This window comes from Marinobacter sp. F3R11, assembly GCF_003318275.1.
In the GTDB taxonomy this organism is placed as follows: domain Bacteria; phylum Pseudomonadota; class Gammaproteobacteria; order Pseudomonadales; family Oleiphilaceae; genus Marinobacter.
Window position 1 is genome coordinate 1191817 of the sequence record NZ_QOCH01000015.1, and the last position, 25329, is coordinate 1217145.

Annotated in this window: 17 protein-coding genes; 16 read left to right on the forward strand and 1 reads right to left on the reverse strand. The window is 54.6% G+C overall.

The window, feature by feature from the left end:
• The first annotated feature begins 5 nt into the window (after nt 1-5).
• The 6 genes from DS878_RS13920 (at nt 6) to znuB (ending at nt 11245) form a co-directional block, all read left to right on the forward strand.
• Nucleotides 6-7514, forward strand: a complete 7509-nt coding sequence (locus DS878_RS13920) for an Hpt domain-containing protein (protein WP_113816514.1) — start codon at nt 6-8, stop codon at nt 7512-7514.
• Entirely contained in the window at nt 7514-8566 is a 1053-nt protein-coding gene (locus tag DS878_RS13925) for a chemotaxis protein CheB (RefSeq protein ID WP_113816515.1), read from the forward strand. Before DS878_RS13920 ends, DS878_RS13925 begins: the two co-directional genes overlap by 1 nt.
• An 11-nt stretch (nt 8567-8577) precedes the next feature.
• Nucleotides 8578-9039 carry a chemotaxis protein CheW gene (locus DS878_RS13930; protein ID WP_113816516.1) on the forward strand — a complete coding sequence of 154 codons (462 nt, stop codon included), beginning with the start codon at nt 8578-8580 and terminating at the stop codon, nt 9037-9039.
• Nucleotides 9040-9149: 110 nt separating this feature from the next.
• Nucleotides 9150-9641 (forward strand): Fur family transcriptional regulator, encoded by a 492-nt coding sequence (locus DS878_RS13935; protein ID WP_113816517.1) that lies wholly within the window; start codon nt 9150-9152, stop codon nt 9639-9641.
• Nucleotides 9634-10434 (forward strand): zinc ABC transporter ATP-binding protein ZnuC, encoded by an 801-nt coding sequence (gene znuC / locus DS878_RS13940; protein ID WP_113816518.1) that lies wholly within the window; start codon nt 9634-9636, stop codon nt 10432-10434. The genes DS878_RS13935 and znuC overlap by 8 nt, the downstream gene beginning before the upstream one ends.
• Entirely contained in the window at nt 10421-11245 is an 825-nt protein-coding gene (gene znuB, locus DS878_RS13945; protein ID WP_113816519.1) for a zinc ABC transporter permease subunit ZnuB, read from the forward strand. The genes znuC and znuB overlap by 14 nt, the downstream gene beginning before the upstream one ends.
• Before the next feature lie 20 nt (nt 11246-11265).
• Here znuB and DS878_RS13950 read toward each other — a convergent pair whose 3' ends face one another.
• Nucleotides 11266-12348 (reverse strand): patatin-like phospholipase family protein, encoded by a 1083-nt coding sequence (locus DS878_RS13950; protein WP_113816520.1) that lies wholly within the window; start codon nt 12346-12348, stop codon nt 11266-11268.
• 231 nt (nt 12349-12579) lie between these two features.
• Between DS878_RS13950 and DS878_RS13955 the strand changes: the two genes are divergently transcribed.
• From DS878_RS13955 to DS878_RS14000, 10 genes are all read left to right on the forward strand, one after another.
• Nucleotides 12580-13659: a GGDEF domain-containing protein gene (locus tag DS878_RS13955; protein WP_410003483.1), complete on the forward strand. Its 1080-nt coding sequence runs from the start codon at nt 12580-12582 to the stop codon at nt 13657-13659.
• A gap of 104 nt (nt 13660-13763) precedes the next feature.
• Complete coding sequence (gene folE, locus DS878_RS13960; RefSeq protein WP_113816522.1) at nt 13764-14333, forward strand: GTP cyclohydrolase I FolE; 570 nt, start codon at nt 13764-13766, stop codon at nt 14331-14333.
• A gap of 25 nt (nt 14334-14358) precedes the next feature.
• A complete protein-coding gene (folX, locus tag DS878_RS13965) occupies nt 14359-14733 on the forward strand; it encodes a dihydroneopterin triphosphate 2'-epimerase (protein ID WP_113816523.1) in 375 nt (124 codons plus the stop codon).
• A gap of 23 nt (nt 14734-14756) precedes the next feature.
• The gene (locus DS878_RS13970) at nt 14757-15194 is read left to right on the forward strand and encodes a CoA-binding protein (protein WP_113816524.1); all 438 of its coding nucleotides are present in this window, start codon (nt 14757-14759) and stop codon (nt 15192-15194) included.
• Between the two features lie 101 nt (nt 15195-15295).
• Nucleotides 15296-17560 carry a putative bifunctional diguanylate cyclase/phosphodiesterase gene (locus tag DS878_RS13975; RefSeq protein ID WP_410003475.1) on the forward strand — a complete coding sequence of 755 codons (2265 nt, stop codon included), beginning with the start codon at nt 15296-15298 and terminating at the stop codon, nt 17558-17560.
• 51 nt (nt 17561-17611) lie between these two features.
• Nucleotides 17612-17932, forward strand: coding sequence for a hypothetical protein (locus tag DS878_RS13980; protein WP_113816525.1), 321 nt, complete (start codon nt 17612-17614; stop codon nt 17930-17932).
• A gap of 110 nt (nt 17933-18042) precedes the next feature.
• Nucleotides 18043-18474, forward strand: coding sequence for a MerR family transcriptional regulator (locus DS878_RS13985; RefSeq protein ID WP_113816526.1), 432 nt, complete (start codon nt 18043-18045; stop codon nt 18472-18474).
• 6 nt (nt 18475-18480) lie between these two features.
• Nucleotides 18481-21102, forward strand: coding sequence for a heavy metal translocating P-type ATPase (locus DS878_RS13990; protein WP_113816527.1), 2622 nt, complete (start codon nt 18481-18483; stop codon nt 21100-21102).
• Between the two features lie 284 nt (nt 21103-21386).
• The gene (locus DS878_RS13995) at nt 21387-23372 is read left to right on the forward strand and encodes a ribonuclease R family protein (protein WP_113816528.1); all 1986 of its coding nucleotides are present in this window, start codon (nt 21387-21389) and stop codon (nt 23370-23372) included.
• Between the two features lie 446 nt (nt 23373-23818).
• Nucleotides 23819-25327 (forward strand): carboxyl-terminal protease-like protein, encoded by a 1509-nt coding sequence (locus DS878_RS14000; RefSeq protein ID WP_113816529.1) that lies wholly within the window; start codon nt 23819-23821, stop codon nt 25325-25327.
• Nucleotides 25328-25329 lie beyond the last annotated feature (2 nt).

A 25329-nucleotide genomic window follows, 5' to 3' on the forward strand; every position in this document is an offset into this window, starting at 1 on the left:
AGGTTATGGGCAACCACCATGACAGCATCGCCCTCGACTGGGTTCGGGGCGAGATACAGGACACGCTGACTCAGGGTCAGCATGCGTTGGAGGCGTATGTCGAAAATCGTGACGACTCGGCTCGCCTGCGCTTCTGCCTGAATTATCTCCATCAGGTGCATGGCACTCTGAAGATGGTTGAGCTTTACGGTGCAGCTTTGCTGACCGAAGAAATGGAAAAGCTCACCCAAGCGGTGTTGGACAACAGCGTCAATAGCGTGGACGAAGCTGTTAACGTCCTTATGCAATCGATTCTGCAGCTTCCACAGTACCTTGAACATCTGGATAGCAGCCAGGACGACTTCCCCATGGTACTGCTACCCTTGCTGAACGACCTCCGTGCAGCCAGAGGTGAGCCTTTACTCTCGGACACATCCCTGTTCAAGCCAGATATGGGACCATCGCGCATGCGGGTTGCAGGCAGCGTATCCCAACGTCTGCAGGATCCCAAGGTCCTTGGGCATATCCGCAAACTGCGCCAGATGTACCAGTTTGCTCTGGCTGGCATCGTTCGCGAAGAAGACCTCAGTGCACAATTTGCTTACCTGCAAAAGGTCATTCACAGACTGATTCGTCTTTGTCAGCAAACGCCCCGCGGAGAACTCTGGAAAGCCGCAGCGGCCTTCGTTGAAACGCTGGAAGCCAGAGCTAATCCTGTCAACGCAGCGGTTAAGTCTTTGCTGCGGGATCTCGATAGTGAAATCCGCCGCCTCATAGATGAGCACGGGAATATTCTTGCACAGCCAGCGCCCGATGCGCTGCTGAAACACCTGCTCTACTACGTTGCCCGGGCAAACGATCTCGACTCCGATAAAGTCCGTGATCTGCGTAGCCGTTACCAACTGGAACAGGCCCTGCCATCCGAAGGTGACGTAGATGCTGCCAGAACCCGGGTCTCCGGCCCCGGCCGTGAAGCCATCCACTCGGTGGTCAGCGCGCTCAACGAAGAACTTGCTAAGCTGAAAGATCAGCTCGACCTGTTTGTTCGTTCAGAAGTGCGACAGAACAATGAACTTGAAGACCTTCTGCCCGGCCTGGTGCAGGTTGGCAACACGCTCGCTGTGCTGGGTCTGGGGATTCCCCGGAAAGTCATTACAGAACAGATTGAGCTTATCGAGAAAGTCAGCGCCCAAAGTGAACTGGTCGATGACGGCACTCTGATGGATATCGCAGGGGCTCTGCTGTACGTAGAGGCAAGTCTCGCAAGCCTTGATAATGACCGACAGCCGGAACTCTCCGGAAATAACGGCGACAACCTGCCTTCAAGCAAAGGGTTCCGTGAGCTCGGGGAAGCCAGCAGCGCTCTCCTCAGAGAGTCACGCAACACTCTGGAGCAGGTAAAATCAGCGGTAATTAACTTTATAGCGTCCCAGTGGGATACCCGTGAAATTGAGCACGTCCCTGGCCTGCTTCACAGCATTCGCGGCGGTTTGAGCCTGGTTCCTCTGGAACGTGTGTCCACCATGCTTGCCTCCGCCGAGCGCTACATTTCAGACGTTCTGCTCAGTGACAAGCACGTGCCTGACTGGAAACAACTGGATACCCTGGCAGACGCAATCACCAGCATTGAGTACTATCTGGAACGCCTGGATGAGGGCATCAGTGACAACGAAGATATTCTGAAAATCGCTGAAGAAAGCCTTGCAAGCCTGGGCTTTCCGGTGGGTGAAGAACCAACCTGGGACAAAGAGCCCGCCCAGGACGATATTCCGGTTGTCGAGCAAACGGAAGTCAAAACCTCTGACGAAGATCTTCTGGACGACGAAATTCTTGGCGTCTTTGTAGAGGAAGCAGAAGAAGTCCTGCAGACAATCGAGGAATTCTATCCTCGACTGCGCCAGGACCACGACGACAGGCAGGCATTGACAGAAGTCCGCCGGGCCTTCCATACACTTAAAGGCAGTGGTCGTCTGGTCGGGGCAAACAGCCTCGGAGAACTGGCCTGGTCCGTGGAAAACCTGCTGAACCGTGTCATTGATCAGACCATTAAACCGAACGACGAACTGTTCGCCCTGATTGATGAAGCCAACGCCCGCATCCCTTCACTTATTCAAGAGTTCCGGGAAGGCCAGGTAGGCGGTGACGTATCCAGTCTTATAGACCGCGCAGAGTCCATGGCGACAACCCGCCGCAGCGAAAGCGAAGAAGCTTCTGCTTCTGCACCCGAAGATGTGAGTCCCGAAGCGGCACCCGAGGAAATCCCGGTACCGTTAGTAGCAGAAGCCAACGACAATCAGCAGGATGACCTGATTGACGATGAAATCCTCGAAATCTTCATCGAGGAGGCAGGCGAGGTTCTGGATACGATCCGCGAGTACCTGCCTATGCTTCTTCGTCAGCACGACGATCGCAGCGCTCTGTCCGAAGTACGCCGCGCATTCCATACCCTCAAGGGTAGTGGCCGCATGGTCGGCGCACAGGTAGTCGGTGAACTTGCCTGGTCTATCGAAAATATGCTGAACCGCGTAATCGACGGCAGCATTTTCATGAACGACGATATAGCAAACCTGCTGGACGAGGCCACCGGCATTCTTCCTGCACTGGTAAGTGACTTCGAACGCAAGCAGCCACCTTCCGTCGATCCGGAAGGGCTTCAGGCACGTGCCACTGCACTGTCTAACGGCGAAATTCCCGAAACCAGCTCCATGCCAATCTCCGGGGAGGAGGCAGCACCCTCCATCGGCGTAATGGATGAACCCGATACAGACGATGGTGGCGTAGACCCGGTACTCCTCGATATCTTCGAGAGCGAAACCGAAACCCATCTGCAAACCCTGAACGAGTTCCTGGCCTCAGCCGGCGACAAAGTCAGCGTGTCCTACACCGATGGACTTTCCCGGGCTCTGCATACACTCAAGGGCAGCGCCCACACTGCAGGAATTACCCCCATTGCTGCAGTTATTGCTCCTCTGGAGCACTTCATCAAGGAGTCCCGCAGCCAGAATTTGCGGGCAGACCGCGATGTGCTATCGCTGATTGAACGGGCCTGTAACTTCCTGACACAAGGCTTGGCACAGCTTCGCAAAGATCCTCAGGCGTCCCTGCCTGGTACTGATGCGTTCCTGGAAAAACTGCAACTCGTTTCAGACGACAGGCTTCGCACATACAGCAAAGAGCCAAGCCCAGAAGGCGAGCAGCCAGCGCCATCACAGCTGGTGCAATTGTTCCTGAACGAAGGCCTGGACGTTGTTCTGAACGCAGATCCTATTCTCGATCAGTGGTCAGATAACCCACAGGACACTGCATCACTCAACCGGCTCAACACTGAACTGACGCGGCTTACCAATGCCGCCGCCGACGCTGGCCTGCCGGACGTTGCAGCGCTGTCAGAAGCCCTGCAGGAAGTCTACGAAGCAACCATCGCCGGTAATGCAGTACCGGATGCACAATTCTTCCCGACCGTTCGCAGGGGCCACGAGCATCTGATCAATATGATGGATCAGGTTGCAGCAGGGTTAGCGATCACACCGGGAGACGAACTGGTTGCCGAACTGGAAGCACTTGCCCAGTCCATCGCCAGTCGGGAGCCTCAGGAATCCAGTGATTTTGATCAGGCCTTTACTGAAGACCTGGAAGAGATTGATCTCAGCTTTGACCTGGATGAACTGGAAACACTTGGCTCAGAACAGGGTGACGCCAGCCAGCAGTCGCCCTCCGACCTGCCTTTACCAGAAACATCTGAAGATAATCTGGATGAGGAACTCGCCGAAATATTCCTCGATGAGGCACGCGACCTTATCGACAGCACCGGCGAGGCACTGCAGATCTGGAGCACTTCAACCGGCAATCTGGATATCCTGCGCCTGCTTCAGCGAGACCTGCATACGCTCAAAGGTGGAGCACGCCTGGCAGATATTCCGTCGGTGGGCGATCTTTCTCACGAACTTGAAAACCTGTTTGAAGGGCTGACCGAACAGCGGCTATCGGTAAGCGACGAGCTGTCGGACCTGCTTTTCCGTTGTCATGACCGCTTGGCCGGCATGGTTGAAAGCATGCAAGCGAAGGAGCTTCCACGACCTGCCCCGGATCTTATCAGCGAAATCCGGGCCTACGTGGACTCCTCAAGCGGCTCACGGCTGGTCACTGATGTAACCGTATCGGAAGAGCAGGATAAGGCCACATCCGATGAAGCCCCGCTCCCGGTTCCGGAGCCTGAGGAAGTTGACGAGGCCAAAACCAGCGATCACGCAACCTACCTCTCGCACATGGACCCTGAGCTGATCGGGATCTTCCTCGAAGAGGCCTATGACCTGATCAACTCAACAGGCAGTGCATTGCACACCTGGAGTGAAGATCCGTCCAATCATGCAATTGCCGCAGAGCTCCAGCGAGACGTACACACCCTCAAAGGTGGCGCGCGGATGGCCGGCGTCGAGGCCATTGGTGACCTGACTCACGTACTTGAAGATCTCTTCGAGCGAGTAGCTGAGCGCGACCTTGAACCCAGCAGCGCAATGAATGAGCTGTTGTTCGCCTGCCACGACCGGCTGGCCCAGATGGTTGAACAGGTTGCCACCCAGAAACCCTGCCCCCCCGCCAATGAACTGGTGGATCAGGTTGAAGCAATTCTCCGTGGCGAATCAATACCACCGGTCGCAGAAGCAACTGAAACTGAAATAGCCGAAGCCGAAGCCGAAGACGCAGAAGCAGAAGCAGAAGCAGAAGCAGAAGCAGATATTACCCCACCACTTCCGGAAGTTATCCAGGAAGAGGACAGCGATGACGAGCTGGTGAGCATCTTCCTGGATGAAGCTCACGAGATCCATGATGTTATCAGCGAATGCCTCGACCAGTGGCGCGAAGACCCGCAGGCTATGGAAGGTGTCGCACAGTTACAACAGGAACTGCATGCGCTCAAGGGTGGCGCACGGCTGTCCGATTTCGACCCCATCGCGGATCTCGCGGAAGCCTGGTCGGGCGCACTCGACACGCTGATGTCCAACCCCGCCAATCAGAAGCTTCTGCTGGCACTCAGCGACCGCGGGTTTGCAAACCTGGCCCAGATGTTCAGTACACTGGAGCAAGGTAGCGATCCTGTAGCGGACGCTGAACTTCTTGCTGCCTTCAGCGGCGTACAACAACCTGACAGCATTCCCGGAGAACGCCCGCAAGAGCAGGCAAAAGAGGCAGACCAGGAAGCAGTGGATCCGGAAATCCTGGAGATATTCCTGGAAGAAGCCGGCGAAATCATGGATCAGCTGGACCAGCTTCTTGATGACTGGCGCAAAGATCCGGGCAGCAGCCGCTTCAATCACGAAGCGCAACGCGCTTTGCATACGCTCAAGGGCGGCGCCCGTTTATCGAAGCTATCGGTGCTGGGCGATAAAGCTCACAGTTTTGAAGCCCGCCTTATCGAATTGGGCGACAAGGCACCGGATGATGCCCAGTGGCAGGCCATCACCGAAGCCCACGACGACATCATTGCCCTGGTGGCAGAGGTGCGCAATGGTTTCAAATCCGATGACACACAACAGGAAACCCTGAGCGAAGTTCCGCCAGCGGTTGAGGAATCGCCGCAGCCGGAGATATCCGGTGATGAGAACGCGCCAGATACTCAGGCAGAGCCTGCGGCTAAACCTGTACAGGCAAAAGCGCCGGCAAAAGCAAGAAACAAAGGCCCAGAGATACACCGCCCTGCGGCACAAGAGACCATCCGGGTATCTGCTCCTCTGCTGGATGACCTGGTCAACCTTGCGGGTGAGACCAGTATTACCCGTGGTCGACTGGAACAGCAAAGCAGCGATTTTGGCCAGACCCTGGACGAGATGGCCGCGACCATTGAGCGTTTACGCGAACAGCTGCGTCGGATGGAAATCGAGACAGAGACCCAGATCCTGTTCAGTGCCGAAAAAGAGCACGGACCCGACTATGGCGACGCCTTCGACCCGCTCGAAATGGACCGGTACTCCTCTATACAGCAGCTATCCCGGGCTTTGACCGAATCCTCTTCGGACCTTGCAGACTTGCGCGAGACGCTTTCTGACAGGGTCAGGGATACGGAAACCCTGCTGGTGCAGCAGTCCCGCATCAATACGGAACTCCAGGAAGGTCTGATGAAGACCCGAATGATTCCGTTCTCCTCCATGGTGCCGCGTCTACGACGGATTGTTCGCCAGATAAGTAACGAGCTGGGCAAGAAAGTAGAGTTTGATGTACGCAATGCTGAAGGCGAAATGGATCGCAACATTCTGGAGCGCATGATCGCGCCACTGGAGCACATGTTGCGCAACGCTGTCGATCACGGCATTGAAAGCCCCGCTGAACGCCTGAAAAATGGTAAGCCCGAAACCGGTGAAGTGACCCTGTCACTTGTCCGTGAAGGTGGCGATGTGGTTCTGCGCATGATGGACGACGGCGCAGGCATACCATCTGAAGTCATCCGTGACAAAGCGATCCGGCAAGGCCTGCTGCAAAAAGAAGAAGATCTCTCTGAGCGGGAAATCCTCCAGTTTATTCTGCAACCGGGGTTCTCAACCGCGCAACAGGTTACTCAGATTTCCGGTCGTGGCGTTGGTATGGATGTGGTGGCCACCGAGATCAAACAGCTCGGCGGAAGCCTGGATATAGAATCGCAGGTTGGCCGAGGCACCATGTTCACCGTACGGCTGCCGTTTACCGTCTCGGTAAACCGTGCCCTGATGGTATCCACGGGTGAAGACTTCTATGCAATCCCACTCAATACAATTGAAGGTATTGTCCGGGTCAGCACCTACGAACTTGAGGAATACTACAAGCCAGACGCACCGCTTTACGAATACGCTGGCCAGGAATATCGTCTGCAATACCTCGGTAGTCTGCTGAACAGCGACCATCAACCGAAGTTACAGGGCCAGGCACTGCCGTTGCCGGTAATCCTGGTTCGCGGCGCTGACCAGCCCATGGCATTGCAAGTGGACAACCTGATGGGCAGCCGGGAAATTGTTGTTAAATCCCTTGGCCCGCAGTTCAGTAGTGTCCGTGGCGTATCCGGTGCAACCATTCTTGGTGATGGTAATGTGGTAGTGATCCTCGATCTGCCAGCGATGATCCGTTCCGACATATTGTCTGAACGCCAGCGTCTGGCCGATCTGGAAAAAACACGGGAATCTGCTCGCTACGAAGAGCGCGCCACCGTTGTGATGGTAGTGGACGATTCTGTTACCGTCCGGAAAGTTACCTCACGCTTGCTGGAACGTAATGGCATGGAGGTAATCACCGCCAAAGACGGCCTGGATGCAGTTGCGCAATTGCAGGATCATAAGCCGGACATCATGCTGCTGGATATCGAAATGCCACGTATGGACGGTTTTGAAGTGGCCAGTTTTGTGCGACACGACGACACTCTGCGTGATATGCCTATCTGTATGATTACGTCACGTACCGGTGAAAAACACCGTGAGCGGGCACTGTCTATTGGCGTAAATGAATACCTCGGCAAGCCGTTCCAGGAGACTGAATTGCTGAAGACAATCGAACGGCTAACCGGTAAGCAGTGATGACCGGCCATAACGGTCGGGCTCAGGTTGGTATTGTGTCGGATATTCTCCTGCAGAGGCATCGTCTGCAGGCGACGACTACGAAGTTCGGCCTTGAGGTCTGCTTTACCGGGGATCCCGAAAGGCTTCAGAGACAGTCAGGGTTCCCGGAAGCAGGTTTATGGCTGGTTTCGCTGGAAGATGAAGCGGACCATCCGACTCTGTTCGATTACCTGCTGGAGAATACAGAGGCGCCCGTCCTGTTCGGTCTCGATCAGGCCCCGTCCTCAGGCAGTACCGAGTATTTCCGCTGGGAGCGCAGGCTGCTGGGCAAGCTGGAGCAAGAGCTGGGAGAGTTTGCGCAACTGGACTCCAAAGACAGTCTTGAAGAGCTTGCGGAACAACCTGCTAAAATCGATGGGGCGCCCGTGCTTCCACAGTGGCTGCCCGCCGCTGAACCTGGCTCTGTGGCTGAGGATGTCTGGGTACTATGCGCCTCTTTGGGCGGACCTGCAGCGGTTAAGGCGTTTCTGGATAACCTTCCTCCAGGCTTGCCTGTAGGGTTTATTTACGCCCAGCATATTGATGGTCATTTTACAGAAGTACTTACCCGTGTACTTGGCCGTCATGCCCATTACAAACTGCGGCATGCTGAAGAAAATTACCGGGTGAAAAACGGCGACGTAGTAATGATGCCGGTTGAAAACGAATGGAAATTTGACAACACCGGGGTACTTACCAAACTGGACACCCCATGGCCCGGGCCTTACGGCCCTTCCATTGATCAGGTATTGCTCAATACGGCAGATCATTATGGGGCCCACTGCCATGCGATCATGTTTTCCGGAATGGGTGCCGACGGCGTGACGGCCGCGCCATTACTCAAAGCCTATGGTAGCCGGATCTGGGTTCAGGAAAGTTCCAGTTGTGGTAACAGCTCCATGCCCGATTCTGTAGCCGCCACGGGCTGTTCCGGTTTTTGCGGCACTCCCGAACAACTGGCCCGGGAACTGGTCAAAACTATTGAAAAATCCTGTCTGCTCAAAGGCAGGCAGAAACGGGATACCGTCTGAGGACACAAGCAATGAAAGACAACAGCCAGACTCTCTCCTGCGTTATGATCCCCGTAAGCAGGCGGCAGCTTATTCTCCCCAACGTATCCATCGCCGAGGTAGTGGACTATGCCAGTAGTGACGCAGGCGTCGGTGCGCCGGATTGGCTGGCTGGCCGGCTGGAGTGGCGGGGATTAAATCTGCCGGTTATCTCCTACGATGCAGCCAACGGTGGAAATCTGACAGTACCTGGTGAAAATCGCGGGCGGATTATTGTGCTGAACACCATCAGCGAGAATAGCAAAAAGCTTCGTTTTATAGCTTTGATTACCCAGGGCATTCCCAGCCAGGTTCGCATTAACGAACAGCAGATTAAGCCTCTGGATGGTGAAAAAGGTCCTGCCGATCTTATGCAGATCGATGTTGACGGTGAAGCCGCCTGGATTCCTGACCTGGATTACCTTGAATCTCTTGCCAGTGAAGCACTGGTGTAGCTGTAGAATCAGGAACTGCAAAGTGGCAGACACTCGGGTTATTCACCGGCCCCGTGGCATGAGGATCCTTGCGAATGTTATAATGTTGCAAACCTAGCAGGATCCCGACCATGTCCGCCAGCGCACTCCCATACCGTCCCCATAACCACGATACCTGTGTCAGCGACGCTCTGGCCGATGCCAGGGAAATCTGTCAGCAGAAAAATGTCCGTCTGACCGCCACCCGTGAGCGGGTGCTTGAGTTGATCTGGCAATCCCACAAGCCCCTCGGGGCCTATGATGTGCTCGCGGAGCTTGCCTCCGAAGGCCATAACGCCGCGCCACCAACAGTTTACCGGGCACTGGATTTCCTGCAGCAGCATGGGCTGGTTCACCGTATAGCCTCGCTTAACGCGTTTACCGGTTGCGCCCACACGGGTGAAAAGCACACAGGCATGTTTCTTATCTGCCGTGCCTGCGGCAATGTTCTTGAACTGACGGACACGCATGTTTCCACAGCGATCCACAATGCTGCTGACGCAGAAGCATTCCGCGTCGAAAATATAACCCTTGAGGTGTCAGGCCTCTGCCCCCGCTGCCTGGCGGAAAAAAACCATGAGTGAAACCCTGGTTGCCATCGACAACCTTACTGTCCGGTTTGGCGACCGGACGGTTGTTGACGGGGTAAACCTGTCACTCCACCGTGGCGATATCATAACGATCATCGGGCCCAACGGCGCGGGCAAAACTACCCTGATCAAAGCCATTCTGGGTATACAGCCGGTAACCAGTGGCCATATCACGCTCTCAAAAGGCCTGGTGACAGGTTATGTGCCCCAGCACCTTAGCCTGGAGCCTACTCTGCCTCTCACCGTTAAACGCTTTATGCTGCTCAGCGGTCGATCTCTGGCAGATTGCGAGTCTGCATTGGCAAGAACGGGGGTCAGCCATCTGCTTAATGCTTCCGTACATCACCTGTCCGGGGGTGAACAGCAACGCCTGCTGCTGGCACGCGCACTGGTCCGGAAACCGGACCTTCTGGTCCTCGACGAGCCCGCACAGGGTGTTGATATCAACGGCCAGGCTGCACTTTACGACCTGATCCGCCAGTTAAGAGATGAGCTGAACTGTGGCGTTATCATGATCTCCCACGATCTGCACCTGGTCATGGCTGCCACCGACAAGGTTATCTGCCTGAACCAGCACGTATGCTGCAGTGGACACCCTGCGGATGTTTCCCACGACCCTGCTTTTATCGAAACCTTCGGGCAGCCTGTGGCCGAGTCTCTGGCTGTATATCACCACCATCACAATCATAGCCATGACCTTCATGGCAACGTAGTTGGTAGCGGCAAACCTGGCCAGGACCAGATGTGTGAACTCAGTCATGACAGGTGTCATCATGAGCATCATTGATGCCGTACTGAACGATTTTTTCTGGCGTGCCCTTGTCGGTGGACTGGGTGTTGCTTTGGTTGCCGGACCATTAGGCTGTTTCGTGGTCTGGCGGAGAATGGCATATTTCGGCGATACCCTGGCCCATTCGGCTCTGCTGGGCATAGCCCTGAGTTTTCTGATCAGTGTCCCGCTCAATCTTGGGGTGATCATTACCAGCCTTATTCTGGCCATTGCCCTGATGTCTTTTTCCCGCAATAAAACCCTCGCCACCGACACTTTGCTGGGTATTCTTGCTCACAGCGCTTTAGCCATAGGTCTGGTAGCACTCAGTTTTATGCCGGAAGTCCGGGTTGACCTGACCGGCCTGCTGTTTGGTGATCTTCTGGCCATGACTCGCAACGATTTGCTGTGGATCTATGGCGGGGCGGTTTTGGTCCTGACGCTCCTGATCTCACTTTGGCGTGCTCTGCTAATGAGCACGATCCACGAAGAGCTGGCACGGGTTGAGGGCGTGCATGTTGAGCGCCTGCGCCTGCTATTGATGCTGATGTTTGCTCTTGTTATTGCCGTTGCCATGAAGATGGTCGGCGTCTTACTGATTACCGCACTACTGATCATCCCTGCAGCCACGGCACGCCGGTTGGCAAAAACCCCGGAGCAAATGGCAATGCTGGCGATCATGTTCGGTTTTTTTGCAGTAGCAGGAGGGCTGGGCCTATCGTGGCACATGGATACACCGGCCGGTCCATCCGTCGTGGTAACCGCGTTCATTACTTTTCTTGTTGTCTATGGCGCCGCGGGAATATTTTCAGCCCGGAGTACTACCTGAGAGCTGCAAAGTTCCGGCGGTCATAAAGGTTGAAGCACATCCATCAGGCGGCCGGTTTCCAGCAGCTCGAGAAACTCGTCTCCCATACGCTCACTCTCGGCAATCGCTCTTCGCCATGAGCGCTCCCGGCCGCTGTCATCACCAACATAGGTTTCGAAATCCTTACGATCGGGGAGTTTGCGGTCTGGCAGGCCAGCCAGATAGTCCGGAGAAGGCGCTACCAGCAACACATCCTGTAGGCGGGTCGCATCGCCACGCCGCCAGGGCAAGGTTTTATCAAACCAGCCCGGCACTATCCGATCAGTAAAGTGCGGATACAAAACCACTCCCGGCTGCTCATAGGGCAAATCCAGATGGTAATCCAGAAGACCGCCATCCCGGTATATACCACCTGGAGCGCCTGGAATATCCCGAACGCCAGACATAACCAATGGGATGGACGCTGAAGCCAGCAATGCAGGCTGAAGATTATCGCGAGTCAGAGGAACTTCATGGCTGAGAAAATCATTCAGGGGTGCCAGAGGAGCTTTCTGCCGGGCATCATGGAGAATACCCCGTTCCATGAATCGACCGAGGTGGCGCCGGCCTACCATGTTTGCACCTATAGCTCCCATGAGGCCCAGTCCCAAACGCCCTCTGGATTCAGGCTCAAGCATTCCCAATGTGCGCACAACGACGATATTAAGGCGATACCATGGGTGTTCAAGGATATAATCCTCGCGCCCCCCGATCAGTTCTTCGAGGAATTCGACGCTTTGACGGCTGACCTCCGCAGCAGTGACACCTTTCGAAAAGCGCTGTGAGGTATAGAGTTCGGCCAATCGGGCAAGCTGAGCCCGAGGATTGTCCGACGATGCAATCGCTGCAAACCGCCAGCTACCGATGGACGAACCAATGAGCGAACGCTCCTGTTCAACCCGCAGCAGCCAGTCACCAAAAATGGCTTTATCCAGGCCACTGAGACCAAGAGCCTTGGGGCCGCCGGCAGCACCGGGTATCACATGGACATCATCCGGAGTCAGGGGTTTCTCCTGCAACCGCTGCATGGCTCGGCGACCTGCCCGGATGGTAAGTGCTGGCGCGCGGGTGTGGATAGCGGTCATATAGGGTTTCCCGTCAACGATCTGTATGAACAGTAATCAGATGGAACGGAGATTTTAACGAAGTGGCCATCAAGGGCCAACTGAACCAAATTAATAATGCATGAAACATCTATCCAGGCGCCACCGGGAAAATTCCCATGTTAAACTTTCAAACAACCCTGTAGCGGGGGCTGGATGGCTCTGCTCAGACAGCGGGAGTATGCAGTGAATACCTTTTCCTCTACCAATACCATGTCGACCAATCCGACCCTCGCGGTGCTTGGCTTCAAACGGCAGCTTCTTTACCACTTGCACTTATGGGCGTTCATTGCGGTTGCTCCTTTGGTGGTGGTGCAATGGAAACACAATCATTTCCTGCTCTCATCCCTGCTACTTCTCTTTTGCATTAACGCTGTTCTGGTAATCGTTCTTTTACGGTTCCGTGACATCTATTTTCTGAAAGGCCGGCTTTTCCCCCTGCTAGCCATGGCTTGCGCAGCATACTCCACATCCATTACCGGGCACGCAGGCGTTTACCTGGCATATCCTGCCGCCTCAGCCCTGTTCTTCCTCCTGCCGCTGGGGGAGGCCATTGTCTGTAATATCATCTTCATCAGCCTTATGGCCGTGGTTTCATTTGTTAAATTTCCCGAGGCGGATTTCTGGCGCATCACCTTTTCACTGGGCTTCAACTGCCTGTTCTCCATGATTTTCGCGTGGCTGGTCGGCAAGCTTCAGAATGAGCTTACCCGACTGGCAACTACCGATCCGCTCACTGGCTGCCTAAACCGGTCGCAACTGGCCGACATTCTGAACAGCAAGATTCGGATGCAGGAGCGTTATGGGAGAGTATCCAGCCTGATCCTGCTTGATCTGGATTACTTCAAGGCGATTAATGACAAGTGGGGGCACAATGCTGGCGATAAAGTCCTGAAAGAGATGACTTTGCGTCTACGCAAACGCCTCAGGGAAAACGACCGGCTTTTTCGCATCGGCGGAGAGGAATTCATGATCGTGCTGCCTGAAACCAATATGCGGGAGGGTAGTATCCTGGCCCAGCAACTCCTGACCAGCATCAACTCCCGACCGTTTCTGGACGACATCAAAGTGACTGCCAGCGCCAGTATTGCCGAGGTCAGCAAGGGTGAAACCTGGTCCGTATGGCTGAACCGCGCCGACCAGGCATTATACGAGGCCAAAGCCAGGGGCCGGAATCAGGTGGTGTCTGCTGGCCGGAGCCTTACTGGCGTTAACGCCCCCCCTGTAAGCACAGCACTCCGTAAACGACTGATCAGGGACGGTCTTTCACGAATACAATATCGTAGATCATAGAGATGCCGGGCAAATTCACTTAAGCTTTGAGCCTCGGAGCTTAGACCTTGCCGTACTCTGAAGTACAATCCTGACCCCAACACCATAGAGAGCCGGAAAAGATTATGACCAAACTCCTTGACGACCTCGCGGACAACTACCGCGCCATCATCAACGGACTGGGTGAAGACACCAACCGTGAAGGTCTGCAGGACACTCCCATGCGGGCTGCCAAGGCCATGCAGTTTCTTACCCGTGGCTACCAGCAGGACCTTGATGACCTCGTCAACAATGCAGTCTTTGAGTCCGCAATGGACGAAATGGTTGTAGTTCAGGACATTGAGCTCTACAGCATGTGTGAACATCATATACTGCCTTTTATAGGCAAATGCCACATCGCCTACATGCCCCAGGGACGAGTGCTGGGCTTATCCAAGTTCGCGCGCATCGTCGATATGTATGCCCGCCGGCTGCAGATCCAGGAAAACCTGACCAGACAGATTGCCGAAGCCATTGAAAGCGTTACTAATGCCAAAGGCGTTGCCGTGGTGATCGAGGCACAACATATGTGCATGATGATGCGCGGGGTTGAAAAGCAGAACTCGAAGATGAAAACCTCCATGATGCTGGGGCAGTTCCGCAAATCCCAGGCAACACGCACAGAATTTTTTAATCTGATCAGCAGTAACCGTTGATTCCTGCGGTTCAGATGGAGGCGGTATGACAGAAGTTCTCAGCAACCACCAGGCAAGAGTGCAGATCAAGGATTTGCTGCTGCGGGCATATATAGGCATCAAAGAAGAAGAGATAAACAATCAACAGGATGTGATCATCAATATCTGCCTGACCTACGATGCGGCGGAAGCGATCAGCCGGAACGAAATCACGGCAGCGCTCAACTACCGTACAATCACCAAGCAGATTATCAGTCATGTAGATGGCAATCGGTTTGCGCTTCTGGAGCGTCTGACCCACGAAGTGCTCAGCATCGTTATGGAGCATGCAGCTGTCCAGTGGGCACGAGTGGAAATAGACAAGCCCCACGCGCTACGCTATGCGGAATCCGTATCCGTCTGCCTTGAGGCACACCGTTAGTTCAACACAGGTAGTCCATATCCATGCCAAGCAATAAACCCGATCAAATGCGTGCCATTCTGGAGCGCATCCACACCATCGCACTTGTGGGCGCCAGCGAGAAAACCAACAGACCCTCCCATGAAGTCATGGAATTCATGCAGCAGCATGGATATCGGATTATTCCGGTAAATCCGCGTCTTGCTGGCCAGAAAATACTGGGCGAAACCGTCTATGGGGACATAGCCTCTATACCGGAGCCAGTCGATATGGTTGAGCTGTTCCTTGCACCGGAGCGTACAGATGCCGTTATTGACCAGGCCATTGAACTGAAGGTTCCGGTGCTCTGGCTGCAGATCGGTGTGATCAATGAAGCAGGTGCCGCCAGGGCTGAGGCTGCAGGTCTGACAGTTGTCATGGATCGCTGCCCGAAGCAGGAAATTCCACGTCAGGGCATACCAAAAGTCGGCGCCAGGGCCTGAGCCACTTGGATTGTCAGGTCAGATCCCCGAAAAAAGTTTTACTATTGTTAATCATCTGTCGCTAAACTGACCAATTAATTTTCTGGTAACCGGAGCACTACTTGGAACACTCACCAAAAAAAGTCGGGCTTTTTATGGAGCGCCTGCTGAATCCGGCTATACCGGTGGTGATCTTCCTTGTTTTTCTGAGTATGGCTACCGGTCTTCGCTACGGTTTGATTCAGCAGTATACCGGGCAAATAGAGGCCAACCTCGAAAATGAAGCCCGGAGTATGGCCCATAATCTGGAATGGGAATTCAGGGTGCATGCCGACGCTATACGGCGAATGGCCAAGCGTATGGTATCAGATCCGCAAATGTCTGAAAGCGTATGGCGCGAAGATGCACACAGCTACCTTGAAGATTTTCGTATATATCAGGCCATCGAGTGGATAGACCGGGATTTTTTTATTCGCTGGCTGGAACCTGAGTCCTCCAATGAAGGCACAAAAGGCTTCAACGTAGCGTTTAATGAACAGCGCAGGGAGGCTCTTGAAGCCGCTATTGAACATGGAAATTACGACATCTCCGGGGTGATAGAGCTGCATCAGGGTGGTCAGGGTATTGTGATTTATGCTCCGGTCGGCGCCGGAGCTGAAAACAATGGCCTGATTGCGGGCGTCTTCCGGATGGAAACACTGGCACACCAGCTGATTGCATCCCGGGAACCCTCCATGTTCCGGATTGAGATTCTCAGCAAGGGCGTTCCGGTTTACACCCTGAGCGATTTCGAAAGTTCCACCCACCTGATGTCCTACACCGAGCCGGTCAACATTCCTACTCTGGACTGGCAACTCACTGTTCAGCCCTCACCTGAATGGATTGATAAACAGCGTAGCCCCTGGCCACGCTGGACGTTCATCACACTTATATGTATGGGTCTACTGACCAGCCTTTCAGCCCTTCTTCTGCAGCTCATACTCAGGCGCAACAGGGACCTGCTAACGGCCAGAAAGGAACTCGATGAAGAAATTGCTCAGCGCAAAACGATTCAGCAGGACCTTGTGCGGCTTGAGTCAACCGATGTTCTCACAGGGCTGCCGAACCGGCGCTTCTTTATGGAGGATCTCGCCCATTCACTGAATATTGCGAGTCGCCAGGGGCGCCAGGTGGCACTCGTGATGCTGGACCTTGACCGTTTTCAGACGCTGAATGATTCTCTCGGACACCAGTTCGGTGATGAGCTGCTCGCTCAGGTTGCCGCAAGGCTCGACCAGCTCAGTGATGAAGGCATTACTGTAGCTTATTCCGGCGGTGACGAATTCATGATCTGCCAGCAAAACCTGGAAGATATTGACGATGTTATCTATCTGCTTGGCTTGATCAAACACTGTTTTGACACGCCTTTTGTGATTCAGGATGAAGCTCATGGAGTCACAGCAACTCTGGGAGTTGCTGTGTATCCCCATAGCGGCCTTGATGCCGATATACTCCTGCGCAATGCCGATATTGCCCTTTATCGCGCCAAGGAACAGGGACGCAATACCTACCAGTTTTATACGGAGGGTATGCAGGAAAGAGAAGTTATGCGTCTGGAACTCGAAAAGGATCTCAGTCAGGCTCTTGCAAATAATGAATTTGTACTCCACTACCAGCCACAGGTGAACCTGACCAGCGGCAAGATCAACAGCGTTGAGGCACTTATCCGGTGGCAACACCCCCGTCGGGGTTTGCTGTCACCTATAGAATTTATTCCATTGGCAGAAGAAAGCGGCCGGATTACCGACATCGGGCAGTGGGTAGTCATGGCAGCGTGCCGACAGTTGGCCGCCTGGAATGGAACCCGTTTCGAGAACCTGAGGGTAGCGATAAACCTGTCCGGGCGCGAACTGGATGAAGACAACCTTGTTGACCGTATACGTAATGCTCTGGATGCAGAAGGGATTCCGGCAAACCGGCTAGAGGTAGAACTGACCGAGGAAATTTTCATTCAGAACATCGAGCACAACCTGGGGCAACTGTCGCGCCTGCATGAACTTGGTATAAAGCTGGCGATCGACGATTTTGGTGTTGGCTATTCCTCTCTGGCATATCTGCGAGATTTCCCGGTAGATTTTCTGAAAATTGACCGCTCGTTTATCAGGGATATAACTGAGCGTCATGACGATGCGGTCATCACCCGGGCGATTATCAATCTCGCCCATAACCTTGGCTTGCATGTTATTGCTGAAGGCGTAGAAACACCGGCACAGCTGGCCTTCCTCAAAAGCCAGGGCTGCGATCTCGTTCAGGGTTACCTCATCAGCCGCCCGGTTCCGGCGGCCGAACTGGAAAAGTCGCTGGCCAATGGAGCTTTTGAGAAACTCGCGGAAACTTCTGGTTTGTAATTGCCTTCTTACGCCTCCAACATTGAATTTGAATTCTTCAGGTGAAATTTTATGAGCACGGGTTATCTGACGCAGGAACAGGACCGTAAACTTCGTCGATGGGAACGCTGGAACCGGAATTATTTCATTTTTGCGTTCGTAGCCCTGGTCATTCTTCTGGTTTTCAGCAGCCAGCTCGGGCTTTCCAGTGGCGATGACTGGGGCCCACTGGGCCTTCTGCTTGCAGCTCTGATTACTCCGATCATTATTTTGCAGTTGCGCCTGTCGTGCCCGGCCTGTGGCCACAAGATTGGCTGGCAAGCCAAATTGATGGCACCTGACCAGTGCAAAAGCTGTGGCACCTTCCTTCGGGCCAAAAATTCCTCTTCCTGAAAACCTTTGACCTGTGAGCAGCTCACAGGTTTTAGACTATCCTTCGTCATTAATATTGCCGGCATTTATATTTCGATGATCGCCCGCGATAGTGTGGAGGACTGCTGAATATGAAAGTTAAAGAACTCGCTACTTCCGCCGGAGTGAACCCGGACACTGTTCGCTTTTACACCCGGGAAGGGCTGCTTAAACCCTCCCGAAACCCTGACAACAACTATCAGCACTACGACGCTGAGGATCTTCGCCGACTGCGTTTTGCCCGCAAGGCCCGGCAACTGGGTTTTTCATTACCGGAGGTTCGGCAGATTCTGGATCAGGCAGACGATCATCACTCGCCCTGCCCTATGGTTCGGGATGTATTCCAGCAGCGACTGGAGGAAGTAGAGCGGGAAATTGTCGAGTTGCAGCAACTGCATAAACGAATGAGAACAGCCCTGGACACCTGGCAGGATATGCCGGATGGCACGCCGGATGGCCATACTATTTGCCGGTTGATCGAACATTGGGACGACAGTAATTCAAAAATGCAGGCTGAGGAGTAAACCGCCATGACCGAAGCACCGGTGCTACGCACTACCCTCAGCATTTCCGGCGCCTCCTGCCAGGGGTGCGCAAGGAAAATCCGCAATGCTCTGGAGCCACTGACCGGGGATACCAGTCTGGTTGAGGTTAATCTCGAAAATCAGACAGTGGCTTTGCCTGAAAACATTGATGCCAGCGAGGCGGCGAGAGTTGTCACCGAAACAGGCTTCCCGGCTGAGCCGGTAACCAAGGCTGAACCCCCAGCCAGCTGCTGTTCTACAACATCCGCAAGCCCTGCCCCCAAAGCGGCTGAACACGAGAACAAGCGGGCCGGGGTTTCGAACAGCACGCCTGAAAACCAAAGAAGGGTCACTCAGGCTGATAACCAGATACACCTGTCAGTTACCGGCGCTACCTGCGCCTCCTGCGTCAATACCATCGAGAAAGCGCTGAAGTCAGTTACCGGCGTTAATCATGCCCACATGAATCTCGCTGACAATACTGCCACAGCAACGGGCCAGGCAGATCCGAAAGCTCTGGTGCAAGCAGTAACAAGGGCCGGATATGGCGCCAGCGTTATAGAGAATACCGATGCAGCAGACGACCAGAGACAGGAAGAGGATAAAAAGCGATACAGAACCCTGCTGGTAAAGATGGCTATCAGCCTGGGACTGGGCGTTTGTCTGATGGTATGGGGCATGGGATTCGGTTCCATGACGGTAACCGATGCAAACCAGAGCATCTGGTTTGGGCTGGGTATGCTGACACTGGCAGTTATGGCCGGTACCGGCGGACATTTTTACGCCGGTGCCTGGAAGGCATTCAGGCACCACAACGCCAATATGGATACGCTGATTGCGCTGGGTACAGGTACGGCATGGCTGTATTCCATAACAGTTGTGAGTATTCCTGAAGCCTTGCCGGAGATGGCGCGACATGTCTATTTTGAAGCCTCGGCCATGATCATCGGTTTGATCAACCTGGGTCAGGCACTGGAGCTCCGGGCCAAGGGCAAGACCTCCGAAGCAGTTCGCCGGCTACTGGATCTGCGAGCGAAAACGGCGCGGGTTATCCGTGACGGCAAAGAGCAGGATATTCCGGTAGAAGATGTGTGTAAGGGCGATCATATCCGCGTTCGCCCCGGCGAGAATCTGCCTGTCGACGGGCGCGTCGTTGAGGGCAGCACTCGTATCGACGAAAGCATGCTCACGGGCGAGCCCATGCCGGTGAGCAAAGCGGTGGATGATGAGGTGTCCGCCGGTACGCTGAATACCCACGGCACGATTGTCTACGAGGCAACAAGAGTCGGCAGCGAAACTGCCCTGGCCCAGATTATCCACCTGGTGAAAAAAGCTCAGGGCTCTAAGCCGGCCATAGGGCGGCTGGCAGACACGATATCGTCGGTGTTCGTGCCCGGCGTTATGCTGATTGCCGTGGCTGCAGCGCTGGTCTGGTACAACGTCGGGCCAGAGCCTGCGGTTGTGCATATGATGGTGGCGGCTACCACCGTTCTGATCATTGCCTGCCCCTGCGCCCTGGGCCTCGCCACGCCCATGTCGGTAATGGTCGGCGTTGGCAAGGCTGCAGAATACGGAGCCCTGATTCGCCAGGGGGACGCCCTGCAAACCGCAGGCAAGCTGGATCTGGTGATTCTCGATAAAACCGGAACCATTACCGAAGGCCACCCGGCGGTGACCTTCCTGCATGCGATAAATGACGATGAGCAGCAACTGCTGGCTCTGGCTGCAGGTCTGGAGCAGCATTCCGAGCACCCACTCGCAGAAGCCATCATTAATAAAGCCAAAGAGCAAAATGCGGAACCTCTGAAAGTCACCGGCTTTGAAGCACTGAATGGCAAAGGTGTGGTGGGAGATTTTGATGGGGAACCGGTTCGTCTCGGCAACCGCCGCTGGCTGGAAGCGGAGGGTCTGTCTCTGAGTGGTCTTAACGACGTAGAAAAAGCCATTACCGAAGAAGCCGGTACACCACTGTTTCTTGCTCTCGGCACCAAACTGCTGGGTGTTTTCGGCGTTGCCGACGCCATCAAGGCAGATTCTGAGGACGCCATCCGGCGCATGCACGATGCCGGCATCCGGGTCATGATGGTCACCGGTGATATCGACGCGACGGCCAAGGCCATTGCCGCCAAGGCCGGTATTGATGAGTACCGCGCTGAAGTTCTGCCGGAAGATAAAGCCGACGTGGTAAACGAAATGCGCGGTAAGGGCTACACCGTCGCCATGGTGGGCGACGGTATCAACGATGCGCCCGCTCTGGCCGCAGCCGACGTTGGCTTCGCCATCGGCACCGGCACCGACGTGGCCATCGAGAGCGCCTCCATCACCCTGATGCGGGGTTCACTGCACGGCGTACCCGATGCCATAGAAATCTCCCGGGCTACCGTAAAGAACATTCGTCAAAACCTCTTTGGAGCCTTTGTGTACAACAGCCTGGGCATTCCTGTCGCCGCAGGCCTGCTGTATCCGGTCTGGGGCATATTGATGAGCCCGATCCTTGCCGGGGCCGCCATGTCGCTGTCTTCGGTAACCGTTGTTACCAACGCCAACCGGCTGCGGCTGTTTAAAACCAGTCACAAACCGGTTCAGGGAACAAACCAAAGCCAACTATCAAAAGGGGAACCGAACTGATGGAAACTATACTGGTCAATGCTGGTGGTCTTGTTCTGATGGCCGCGATCATTTGGTGGTTCTGGCTCTCACCATCGGATAGCGATGCCCCCACTGGAATGGATAGCCAGCACTGAGTACCTGCCCAGGATATTTTCCAGGGCAACACAGATACAATACTGCGAAATACCAATAAAACGCTTTATCGCAGCAAACCTGAATTAACCCCCTGTAACGAGTCTGACTCGTTACGCTATAACCGTTATACTCCGCCTCATCATTCATTTTTTCAGCCAGGTTAACCCATGCTCAACGCCGACGCTCTAAACCAGTTGCGCCAGCTAAAGTCTGACATTGAGGAAAGCAAAGTTGTTTTCCCGGGGACAGTCAAAGCCACTAACGGCCGTTTCGGATTCGTCGTTCTCGATGAAGGGCGGGACCTGTTCCTGCCTCCGGAAGAAATGCAGAAAGTACTCCCCGGAGACCGGGTCAATGTCACTGAACAGGAAGTGGCAAAAGGAAAAACCCAGGGCGTGGTGGATGGGCTGATCGAAAGTCGGCTAGACACCTTTGTCGGGCGCTATCTGGTAAAGGGCAAAGGGCACTTCGTTGTGCCGGAAACCCCCGGGATCAATCGCTGGATCTTTATCCCGCCGAAAGAACGCATGAATGCACAGCCGGATGATTATCTCTACTGCCGCATTCACAAACACCCGATTCACGATGGCAAAGGCCAGGCGAAAGTACTTCGGGTTATTGGCAAAGCCGGTGAACCTGGTATTGAACGCGCGCTTACCCTGGCCACTTTCGATCTTGCAGACGCCTGGCCAGATCCTGTTGTACAGCAGGCGGAAGGTCTCGACGAAAACGTCATTGAGGCACATGTGGCCGGCCGTGAAGACCGCACCGACCGCGCATACGTCACCATCGACAGCCCAGCCACCCAGGACATGGATGACGCTCTGCTGGCCGAACCCAATGCCACAGGCTGGGCATTATCCATTGCCATTGCCGATCCATCGGCCGTGATTGACCCGGAAAGCCCTGCTGATCTCGAAGCCTTCAACCGGGCTACCGCAATCTATTTCCCGGGTGAACCACTGCCCATGCTGCCCGATTCCATAAGCACCCGGCTATGTTCACTGATGCCTGACGTGAAGCGGCTGGCCCTGGTGTGTGATCTGCAAGTCAACAATGACGGAAGTCTGGGCGACTACAGCTTTCATCAGGCGGTTATCCGTTCCCGGGGCAAGCTCAGTTACGACCTGGTCGCGAACCTGATAGAGGGTCGCGAAGACGAAGACATCAAAGCCCTGCCAGACGCAGTGGCCAACAGTCTGGACCAGCTCCACCAGGCTGCAACTGCTCTGCGGAAATGGCGCACTGAATATGCCCTGTTAAGCGGTGACCGGCCGGAATTCCGGCTCCGCCTGGACGAAAACCGGCGTATTCGCAGCATTGAGCCCTCGGTACAGAATGAGGCCCATCGCCTGGTTGAAGAGTGCATGGTTGCAGCCAACCGCTGCGCTGCGGATTTTCTTTCCCGGCAGCCGTCTGGTCTGTTTGTTCAGCATCCCGGTATCCGTAACGATCGAGCAGATAACATCCGGGCCCTGATCGAAGGCTATGCCCCGCATCTTGCGGATATCGACGCCACCACTCCTGAAGGTTTTCAGGCACTGATGAAACAGACCTCCGGGCTGGAAGCGGAAGTTCCGGTAAAGGGCATTATTTCCCGTCAACTGGCCCGCGCCGAACTGGCCTTTACTGCGGCTCCGCACCAGGGCATGGGACTCAGCGCATACACAACCTTTACGTCTCCCCTGCGCAAGTACTCGGACCTCTATGTCCACCGGGTTATCAAAGCCGCACTCTGGAATGCCCCCATAAAAGCACTGGATAGTGAGCAGCTGCTGACACTGCAGAGCACCCAGCTGAAAGCCCGCCAGGCCGCGACCAGCCTGGAAACCTGGCTGAAAAGCGACTATGCCAGAACACTGGGCGAGGAGCCCATGGAAGGCGTGATCAGCCGCACGATTCCCGCAGGATTTTTTGTTCGTCTGGAAAGCAATGGCCTGGAAGGCTTTGTCAGTTGCAAAGATCTGGACGGCAAGTACAGTTTCGATCCGGTTACTCTGCGCCTTATTCACAACAAGAATGGTCGTATCTTCCAGTTGGAACAGACTGTAAAAGTCAGCTTTTCAGGAGTAGAGGAAGAGCGCCGACAGATCAATTTCAAACTGGTGGAAGCCCAGGAAATCCCCACGGGGGCCGACACAGACGGCGCCTGAAAGACCTCAGGGGCATGGCGCATCGTACAATCAGGGACATGATCCATTGATGGCGATGCGCCATGCCCATCTGCCCTGACGGTTTTTTTCAGAAAATATGGTTTCGACACGGAAGAGTGGGAGCGTTTCAAACAAGAACATCCGGAAGACATCGAAGACGATAACGGATGAAAATGCTGCCGAAACAGCCGAAATAGGTAGCATTAACAAATTTTTGCATATTTTTTCATTTTTTTATAACCACCAAGCAGCCCGCACAAACCAACTAGTTTTCATACAGTTATAAACTGCACTCTACCCGCCATCAATGCCTCACAATCAAAATGCCTTTTTTTGGGGCGCTCGCACCAAGACGAACTCATTAAAAATTGTTTATAAAACTAACCGAACTCCGGTGTGTCGCTGTCCCGGACCCATTTAATCAATGAATCTTGGGTGACCTATCAATGAAGTTCCGTCGTTCTCAAAATTCTGCCGGAGAAATACACGCTTCGGCTTTTCAGCCAGGAAAAGCACTGCTCAGTCTCGTCATGGTGGCCCTGCTCACTGGCTGCCAGGTCTATCAATTCGACCGAAACAGTGTAAGCGCCCCCGACCCGTCGCCCTACGGCACCGGGACCGTCCCCTTTACCGTTGTTGGCGACGAACGTCCTGACTGGCTGGTTCCGGAATCCGCTGGAGCCCCCGAGGTTGTCGTAACGCGCACAACCGAAAAGACAGAAACATCGGATTTCGAGTTTTTGAGCTTTCTGGGCTACATGGTTTCCCTGACGCTGATCCCCTACCATGAAGAAATACCATTCTCAGACGTCTACGCACTGACCTGGCAGGGAGAAACGCTGCTCGAGAGCCGTATCAATTACTCCATCGACAACTATTTCTCTGTTTACTTCCCGACCCCACTACTGTTTTTGGGGTCACAGGGCGATCAAGATGCAGAAAAAGCCGTCGCCCGGGCCTACATCACCGATTATCACAAGGCCAATGTTCTGACCGCCATCGATCAGCAGCGCATTGAGTTCGAACGGTTTAATCCTCAAACGGCCGAGGAAATTGCAGCCTACCTGAGCGGCCCCGGCGCAAACTCCGTTTACCGGCCTTCTGCCGTCCTGCGCCTGATCGATCAGGCTCCGGAAACCAGCGCCCTTGCCTACCATGCTGCAAACAGTCACATAGCGGGCTACCTGGACCTACTCCCTGTTCGCTATCAAGCCTGGCTGATCGGCCCGGATGGACTGCGTGGTATCGATCTGGAGAATCAACTGACCGAGGGCGTCGAGGCAGATCAGCTGCTGGTACAGATGCTCAACGCCTATCCAGACCAGACCCAGGGTATTCAATCCGGCTATTACACGGGAATGACCCAGGATCATCGTGAGGTGCTCAAAGAGGCCGGGCTGCCCGAGGGGCTGGTGGACCGCATGACCAATGAAGCTCCATCGGCCCAGCTGTTAGCCGCAGCGAGAACTGGCAAACTCCGTGACGAGAACGGCAACATCCGGATTCCAAGCAAAGCCGAACTACTGGAACAACTGGTTCGCAATGACAATCAGGGCCAGTACCTGAGTCCCTACACCAGCGATGATGTATTGGCTGAATGGGTAAATTCCGCGATTAATGCAAACATCGGCGCAACCGTTGGTACCGGAGTCGGTGCGGCTGCGGGCGCTTACATGGGCGAGAAAGCCCTGGAGCAGGTTCCTTTTGTCGGCAGCTTCCTCGGCGGAGCGGTCGGTGCTGAAGTTGGTAAATCCGTTGGCCGGGAGACAGCAATCAACGCATCAGGCGGTTGGGAAGCCATCCGCGCCTCATCGGACCGCAGTTTTGACAACATCCATTCCATGGCTCGCTACTTGCGCGAAAAGTATGAACACACCGGCAATTTCAGCGATGCCATTAACGCGACCCAACAAATTTACCCTGAGCTGGCCGAAGCGCTCGCGCAAGTCCGCTAACT